This window comes from Mycobacterium sp. (assembly GCF_050701515.1).
In the GTDB taxonomy this organism is placed as follows: Bacteria; Actinomycetota; Actinomycetes; order Mycobacteriales; family Mycobacteriaceae; genus Mycobacterium.
This window is the reverse complement of the sequence record NZ_JBOGDB010000148.1, coordinates 1-7,487: the sequence shown is the minus strand read 5'-3', so window position 1 is coordinate 7,487 and position 7,487 is coordinate 1. Positions and strand designations below refer to the sequence as shown.

Annotated in this window: 11 protein-coding genes and 1 pseudogene; 5 read left to right on the top strand and 7 right to left on the bottom strand. The window is 66.9% G+C overall.

Annotated elements, in window-relative coordinates:
- The 5 genes and pseudogenes from ACRDU5_RS12485 to ACRDU5_RS12465 all read left to right on the top strand — a co-directional run.
- Positions 1 to 126, top strand: a pseudogene (locus ACRDU5_RS12485) (cytochrome P450); the annotation flags it as partial.
- Complete coding sequence (locus ACRDU5_RS12480) at positions 123 to 317, top strand: ferredoxin (RefSeq protein WP_526614855.1); 195 nt, start codon at positions 123 to 125, stop codon at positions 315 to 317. The pseudogene ACRDU5_RS12485 and the gene ACRDU5_RS12480, both read left to right, overlap by 4 nt.
- 22 nt (positions 318 to 339) lie before the next feature.
- A complete protein-coding gene (locus tag ACRDU5_RS12475; protein ID WP_526614854.1) occupies positions 340 to 852 on the top strand; it encodes a mycothiol transferase in 513 nt (170 codons plus the stop codon).
- 57 nt (positions 853 to 909) lie between these two features.
- Positions 910 to 2,430: an aldehyde dehydrogenase family protein gene (locus ACRDU5_RS12470; protein ID WP_526614853.1), complete on the top strand. Its 1,521-nt coding sequence runs from the start codon at positions 910 to 912 to the stop codon at positions 2,428 to 2,430.
- Between the two features lie 12 nt (positions 2,431 to 2,442).
- The gene (locus ACRDU5_RS12465) at positions 2,443 to 3,294 is read left to right on the top strand and encodes a hypothetical protein (protein ID WP_526614852.1); all 852 of its coding nucleotides are present in this window, start codon (positions 2,443 to 2,445) and stop codon (positions 3,292 to 3,294) included.
- Between the two features lie 19 nt (positions 3,295 to 3,313).
- Here ACRDU5_RS12465 and tenA read toward each other — a convergent pair whose 3' ends face one another.
- The 7 genes from tenA to ACRDU5_RS12430 form a co-directional block, all read right to left on the bottom strand.
- Positions 3,314 to 4,006, bottom strand: a complete 693-nt coding sequence (gene tenA, locus ACRDU5_RS12460) for a thiaminase II (protein ID WP_526614851.1) — start codon at positions 4,004 to 4,006, stop codon at positions 3,314 to 3,316.
- A gap of 50 nt (positions 4,007 to 4,056) precedes the next feature.
- Positions 4,057 to 4,962: a crotonase/enoyl-CoA hydratase family protein gene (locus tag ACRDU5_RS12455; RefSeq protein WP_526614850.1), complete on the bottom strand. Its 906-nt coding sequence runs from the start codon at positions 4,960 to 4,962 to the stop codon at positions 4,057 to 4,059.
- A 16-nt stretch (positions 4,963 to 4,978) separates the two neighbouring features.
- Positions 4,979 to 5,521 carry an NAD(P)H-binding protein gene (locus tag ACRDU5_RS12450; RefSeq protein ID WP_526614849.1) on the bottom strand — a complete coding sequence of 181 codons (543 nt, stop codon included), beginning with the start codon at positions 5,519 to 5,521 and terminating at the stop codon, positions 4,979 to 4,981.
- Between the two features lie 63 nt (positions 5,522 to 5,584).
- Positions 5,585 to 5,863, bottom strand: a complete 279-nt coding sequence (locus tag ACRDU5_RS12445; RefSeq protein ID WP_526614848.1) for a hypothetical protein — start codon at positions 5,861 to 5,863, stop codon at positions 5,585 to 5,587.
- Positions 5,864 to 5,883: 20 nt separating this feature from the next.
- A complete protein-coding gene (locus ACRDU5_RS12440) occupies positions 5,884 to 6,807 on the bottom strand; it encodes a putative alpha/beta hydrolase (protein WP_526614847.1) in 924 nt (307 codons plus the stop codon).
- Positions 6,807 to 7,073 (bottom strand): DUF2563 family protein, encoded by a 267-nt coding sequence (locus tag ACRDU5_RS12435; RefSeq protein WP_526614846.1) that lies wholly within the window; start codon positions 7,071 to 7,073, stop codon positions 6,807 to 6,809. Before ACRDU5_RS12435 ends, ACRDU5_RS12440 begins: the two co-directional genes overlap by 1 nt.
- Before the next feature lie 97 nt (positions 7,074 to 7,170).
- Positions 7,171 to 7,487, bottom strand: a 317-nt coding sequence (locus ACRDU5_RS12430) for a prolyl oligopeptidase family serine peptidase (RefSeq protein ID WP_526614845.1), incomplete at its 5' end; no start/stop codon positions are given.

Here is a 7,487-nt window from a genome sequence, read left to right as displayed (position 1 = left end):
GCGTTGCGCGAATTCCACCGCCGCATACCGGATTACGACATTCCGGAGGGCGTCGAGCTCACGTACACCAGCGCGCTGCGCTCGGTGGAATCGCTGCCGCTGACCTTCCGCGTGGCCACGTCATGAGCCGCGTCTCGGTCGATCCCGAACTCTGTACCGGCCACGGCCGCTGCTACACGTTGGCGCCCGACATCTTCGACGCCGACGAGGTCGGCCACTCGATCGTCCTCGTCGACGAGGTCTCCGGCGAGCTCGAGAATCACGCGGCGACCGGGGAGCAGAACTGCCCGGAGAGCGCCATCACGCTGTCGCGCTGAAGCCGCGGATTACGTTGGTGACATGTCGAATCTCACCGCCGCGCAAGAACTGCTCCGCGACTCATTCACCCGGTTGATCGAACACGTCGACGACCTCACCGACGGCCTGACCGACGAGGTCTCGTTTTTCCGTCCAACCCGAGACGCGAACAGCATCGCGTGGTTGGTCTGGCACAGCGCGCGGGTGCAGGATCTCCAGCTGTGCGACATCGCCGGCATCGAACAGGTCTGGACCCGCGACGGCTGGGACGACCGGTTCGGCCTCGACCTGGCAGGCAACGACCACGGCTACGGACACACGCCCGACGACGTCGGCCAGGTCCGGGCACCGGCCGACCTGCTGGCCGGCTACTACCACGCCGTGCACAAAGTGACGCTGGAATACATCGCTTCGGTGACCGCAGAGGAGTTGAGCCGCGTCGTCGACACCAACTGGACGCCGCCGGTGACCGCCAGCGCGCGGCTGGTCAGCATCATCGACGACTGCGCGCAGCACCTCGGCCAGGCCGCGTACGTGCGGGGCATCGCCCGCTGACTTGACAGGCGTCAACCCCCGTGCGATGCAGATCACACCGGTGGTTAGCATGGGCCTATGACCGCGACGCCAGAAGTCGATTCAGCCTCGTCTGCGAGCACCATCCGCAACCCCGCCACCGGTGCGGCCGCCGGACAGGTGCGCTGGACCGATCCCGCCGACGTGCCGCGGATCGCCGCCGGCCTGCGCGAGGCGCAAAAGGAATGGGAGGCGCGCGGCGCCAAGGGCCGCGCCAAAGTCCTTGCCCGCTATGCCGTCTGGCTCGGCGAGCACCGCGACGAGATCGAGTCGCTCCTGATCAAGGAGACCGGCAAGTCGGCCGTCGACGCGGCGCAGGAGGTGCCGCTGCTGATCATGATCCTGTCGTACTACATCAAGACGATGGAGAAGGCGCTGGCGCCCGAGACCCGGCCGGCGTCGCTGCCGTTCCTGGCGATCAAGAAGGTCACCGTGCACTACCGGCCGCGGCCGGTGGTCGGCATCATCGCGCCGTGGAACTACCCGGTGGCCAACGCCCTGATGGATGCCATCGGCGCGCTGGCCGCCGGCTGCTCGGTGTTGCTCAAGCCGTCGGAACGCACGCCGCTGACCGCCGAGGTACTGTTGCGAGGCTGGCTGGACTCGGGCGCGCCCGAGGTGCTGGCGCTGGCCCAGGGCGCCCGCGAGGTGTCCGAGGCGGTCATCGACAACTCCGACTTCATCCAGTTCACCGGCTCCAGCGCGACCGGCGCCAAGGTGATGGAGCGGGCCGCCCGCCGGCTCACGCCCGTCAGCCTGGAGCTCGGCGGCAAGGATCCGATGATCGTGCTGGACGACGCGGACGTCGACCTGGCCGCGCACGCCGCGGTGTGGGGCGCGATGTTCAACGCCGGCCAAACCTGTGTGTCGGTAGAGCGGGTCTATGTCCTCGATTCCGTCCACGACCAGTTCGTCGACGCCGTGGTGCGCGACGTCAAGGCGCTCAAGGTCGGCGCCGGCCAGGGCTACGACTTCGGCTCGATGATCAACGACGAGCAACTCGCGGTGACCGAACGGCACGTCCGCGATGCGGTGGCCGCGGGCGCCAAGGCGCTCACCGGTGCCGAGCGCACATCGGGAACCGGCAGCTTTTATCCGCCGACGGTGCTGGTCGACGTCGACCACTCGATGACGTGCATGACCGAGGAGACCTTCGGTCCGACGCTGCCGATCATGAAGGTGTCGTCGGCGGAGGAGGCCATTCGGCTGGCCAACGACAGTCCGTACGGCCTGTCCGCATCCGTCTTCTCCAAGGACATCGAGCGCGCCAAAGAAGTTGCGGTGCAGCTCGATTGCGGTGCCGTCAATGTCAACGACGTGATCTCCAACCTGATGTGCACCACCGCCCCGATGGGCGGCTGGAAGACGTCCGGCATGGGTGCACGGTTCGGCGGGGCCGAGGGGCTTCGCAAGTACTGCCGCCAGGAGGCCGTCGTCGCGCCGCGCACGAATATCGGCGCTGGCGGCAACTACTACAACAATTCGCACAAGGCGGTGACGCGGATGAACAAGCTGATGACCCGGCTGGCATTGCTGCGTCCTCGCCGCACCGCCAAGTAACGGAGGACGCGCGTGCGGTTTGTGGCGGCGCTGTTGTTTTGGCTCGTCACGACGGTCGCGCTTGCGGTGGCGATCCCGGCGACGTGGGCGCAGAAGAACGTCGTCGACCCCGACGGATACGCGGCGCTGGCCGCGTCGGCCGCCGAGGATCCGCGGCTGCAGGAGGCGATGGCGTCGGAGCTGACCACCCAGGCGAGGGCGCTGATCTCGGAGAGCGGCTACGACGTCGGCAGCGGCCTGGTGCGCGGGGTGGCCTCGGCATACACCGCCAGTGCGGCGTTTCCCGGGCAGTTCGCGCAGGCGAATCGGATCGCCCATCGCTGGGTGTTCACCGACTCGGCACAACGCGCCGAAGGCACCGACGATCAGTGGGTGGTCGACCTGGCGCCGATGCTTGCCGACACGTCGTTGGCGCAGTCGCTGGCCAACTTCAACGTCGAGGTGCCGGACACGCTGACCGTCCCGGTGACGGTCTCCAACCTGGAGGGTCTGCGACCGGGCCAGCTCGAGCTGCTGTCGAGGTGGGGTCCATGGGTGAGCATCGGTGCCGGCATCCTCGCCGGTATTTTCGCACTGCTGACACTGGCGACGGCGCCATCCCGGGGTAAAGCACTTGCGGCGCTGGGCGTTTCGGCGTTACTGGTCGGCGCGGGTGGCTGGGCCGGGTTGGAGTTGGTGCGGCGCTACATCGATGACGCGCTGAACCGCACCACCGGCGACATCCGCGAGGTCGCCGACGTCATGGTCAGCCACGCCGAGGCCAGCCTGCACCAATGGCTGAACCTCACGCTGGCCGCGGGCGGGGTGCTGGTGGTGTTCGGCGTCATCGTCGCCGTGCTCGGCGGCCTGCGGCGCCGGAAATAGTGGCTTGCCTACTCCGGGCTCAGACTGGCCACTCTTCACGTCGATACGCTGCGTCGAAGAACATCCACTCGTAGCGGGCGGTGATCGCGAAGTGGGCACGAGCGGCGGTCTCCGCGGCCGCCGTCAGCGTCGGCCCGGTGCGGTCGGCCAGTTCCAGAACCTCGGCGACGGTGGCTGCGAATTCGTCTCCGCCGTAACTGTCTATCCAGAGCTGGTAGCGACGATCCGATGAACCCCGCGCGAGCAGCACGGCACCGACCTCGGCGTATATCCAGTAGCACGGCAGAATGGCGGCCAGCCCGTCGGCGAAGCTGCCGCCGTAGGCGGTGGCCAGAAGATAACTGGTGTATGCCCGGGTGGTGGGAGTCGGTGGGGTCGCGCCCAGACGAGTGGGATCCAGTCCGAGTTCGGGCAACAGCGTGGAGTGCAAGGCGAGTTCCACGTCGAACACCTCCGCGGCGTGCCGGGCAAACATCGCTGTGTCGACCAAAGTAGGGGCCTTAGCACCGACGATGGCCAACGCGCGTGCATAGTCCCGCAGGTAGTGCACATCCTGTGCGATGTACTGCGCGAACGCGTCTTCGTCGAGGCTGCCGTCGGTGAGCCCGGTCAGAAATGGGTGGGCAAGGATCGCGGCGAAGGTGGACTCGATCTCGGTCCACAACCGTGTCGACCAGGAGCCGGGGTCAGTTGCGCCGATGGAAGGGCTCATCGTCCGTGCTCGTCCAAGCGATGTTTCACAGTCGGCATCCTTACACCTGGCTAGGGCTCGATGACGTGCGACGGGTCGGGTCGCCGCTCGGGCGGCGCCTGACTGTAATCGCCCCACGGACCGTCGCGACGCTCGATTGCCGCGCGCACGCCCTGGCTTGCGGCCGTGTCGATGAACTCCAGTGCGTCGGGTGTGTTGCGCATGAGGCCGTCGAGAATTCCACCTAGCGTCTGGGTGGAGGCCAGGCCCATGTTCTCGTAGGCCTGATTGACGATAAGCTTCTGGGCTTGCAACTGGGACAACGGAATTCGGCTGAGCATCGAGGCCACTTCCGCCACTCGTGCCTCGAGGCGCTCGAAGGGGACCGACTCGTTGATGAGTTCGGCGTCTGCTGCCTCCGTTCCGGTCAGCGGCTCCCCGGTCAGCGAATGCCACTTCGCCTTCGCGAAGCCCAGGCGGTACAGCCACATGCCGCTGAGGTACGCACCCCACATCCGGGCATACGGCGTGCCGATGACGGCGTCGTTGCTGGCGATCACGATGTCGGCGCAGAGCGCGTAATCGCTTGCGCCGCCGACGCACCAACCGTGCACCTGGGCGACGACGGGTTTGGACGCACGCCAGATCGCCATGAACTTCTGCGTGGGGCCGGTTTCGCGAGCGCTGACCATCGCGAAGTCCTTGCCGGGGTCCCAGCGGCCGTCGGTGTTCATCGCGTCGCCCCACTGCTGGAAACCGCCGCCGAAGTCGTAGCCGCCGGAGAACGCGCGGCCCGCACCGCGCAGCACGATGACCTTGATCGCCGGGTCTCGCTCGGCGAGGCCAATCGCGGCCTCGATCTCATCGGGCATCGGCGGAACGATGGTGTTGAGCGCTTCGGGGCGATTCAGGGTGATGGTGGCGACGGGCGGCTCCGTCTTGTACAGCAGCGTTTCGAATTGGCGCGTCGTCGGCATGCCTGCAGTATTGTCGTCAGCGCACGAGCGCGGCGACGGCTTCCGTGATCGGAGCCTCGCCCGATATGACTTCGAAGGTCTTGCCGCTGGTGCGCGCCTGGTCCAGCACCGCTGCGACGTCCTCCCGCGGAATGCTCCCGCGAATGGTGGAGTCGGCGATCGTCACGCGACCGGTGCCCGGGTCGTCCGTCAGCAGGCCCGGCCGCACGATGGTCGGGGTCAACGCGGTGCGGGCCCGGACCGCTTCGTCCGCAGCGCCTTTCGCGCGCAGGTACGCCTGGAAGACCGGATCGTCGGCGGTGGCCCGTGGGTCGGCGCCGGTCGACGAGATCATCAGATAGCGGTCGACGCCTGCGGCCTGGGCGGCATCGGCCAGCAGGATGGCAGCGTTGCGGTCCACCGTTTCCTTGCGCGCCGCCCCGCTGCCCGGGCCCGCCCCGGCGGCGAACACGACAGCGTCGGCGCCGCGCACGTATTCCGTGACCTCATCGACCGAGGCCCGTTCCAGATCTACGACCAGGGCGATCTTGCCGTGTCCGCCGGCGATGACAATGGGCATGCCCTAGCTCCTATCGCGGTCAGGGTCCAGCGCCGGTGGCGGGTCGGGGCGGCCGTCGTGCATCTATGCATAGATCTTGTCGCCGATCTTGATGTGTGTCGAGAACCGGAAGGCAGTGAGCACCAGAACAAAGAGGGCGCAAAGACTGACGAAGAGGCCCGAGCGCCAGTTGGGCAGTACGGCAACGAAGAGCAGCAGCGCGCCGCCAAAGGAACCGGTCCAGAAGAGGCGCCTCCGGATCGATGCCGGTGACAGGCGTCGCGACTTCCACAACGGAAACATGCCGGCCAAACTGCCGAGCACAATCGCGGTCAGGCCCGCGTAGAACAGCGCTTTCGCCACACCAGACATCTCCACCGGCCCTACCAGGTCCCTCCGCCGCTGCCGGACCCAACCGGCAGCTCGGGTCGAAAATGCTTCCGCTGTCGCCGCCAACACCGCCGGCTGCCTCGCCGAGTTCCTGGTTGCGGGTGTCCCCGCCGTCCAACCAGTCGTTCCCGGCGATCACCAGCTGCGCGATGTTGCCTGCCCAGCTTCTGTTGGTACTCCAGGCGCGTTCGCGCCTGTTGACGCGCATCGGTACCGAGAACCGGATCGACGGGCAGCGATCCGACGAACTTGGACATGTTGTAGTCGTCGAGGCGCTCGCCGGCATACTGCACGGCGTACGGATTCGCATTGGGATCGTTGACGGTTGCGAAGTCGCGCAGACGCGCGGCGGCCGCCATCTCGAGCTGCACTTCATCCAGCTTGGCCCCGTAAGCATCGCGGAGGGCCGTCATTTCTTTCAGCGACTGTTTGGTGGCGTCGACGGCGGCGCGCTTGAGCTCCGACCAGTCGAGCTGCTCGCCTGCGGCGATTGCCGCCTGCAGTTCCGCCTCGATCAGGTTGTCGATGCGCTGCAATGTGCCCTCGAGAAGCCCGATGGAGACGTGGCCGCTGCGCTGGCCCTCGGCGAGTGTCGCCGCGATGTTTTGGAGGTCCGCCGCGACCTTGGCCATCTGCTCTTTTCCCAGCGGCAGCCACTTGGTCGCGCGCCTTACCTCCTCGGCATCGTTTATCGGATGGGCCGGATCGTCGCGATCCCAGGCCGCGTCGAAGCGCTTCTTGGCCTGGTTGAACTCCTCGTCGGTCTCGGTGATGCACAGGCCAGCGCTACGGAATGAGGTGGCCAGCTCGCTGATCTCGCCGGGTGATCCGGACTGGATCGTGTCGTTCAGCTTCCACGGGTCGCCCCCCGCGGCGGCGATCAGCTCAGGGATGCTCAGGTGCTTCAGCGTGAGCATCAGGCATCCGAGACGTGGGACACCTCTTCGGTGTTTCGACGCTCGGTATCACTGAACCAGCCAGACGAGGTCTGCGCCTTCTCACCGACGCCGTTCAGCGTCTGATGGTTGTCCCGCATCTTGTTGACTTGGCCGGTGCGATGCTGGCTGAGTCGCTGATGGAATGACCGCGCGGCGTCGAACTCACCGAAGATGCTGGACCCGATCGAAGCCGCAGACAACGCCGCCGCGCCACCGAGAACACGCTGGCCGGCGCCGCGCGCCACCCCCCACCCGAGCTCAACAGCTCGGGCTCAACCCACATCTGAACCTCCGATGACGTTTGCTGACAGCTTACCGGCGCCCGCTGACCCGCTGTTGCACTTATTTGTTGAGCGTTCGGTGCAGGAACTCGAAAATCAGCGCCGACCTGAACGCCGTCTGCGCGTTGTCGGCCGCCCCGGCGTGCCCGCCCTCGATGTTCTCGTAGTAGCGGACGTGGTGGCCGGCCGCCTCGAGCGCAGCGGTCATCCTGCGTGCGTGGCCGGGATGGACGCGGTCGTCACGAGTCGATGTGGTGATCAGCACCGGCGGATAGCGGCGGTCCGCCGAAATATTCTGGTACGGCGAGTACTTGGCGATGAACTCCCAATCCTCCGGGTCATCCGGATCGCCGTACTCCGCCACCCACGACGCGCCCG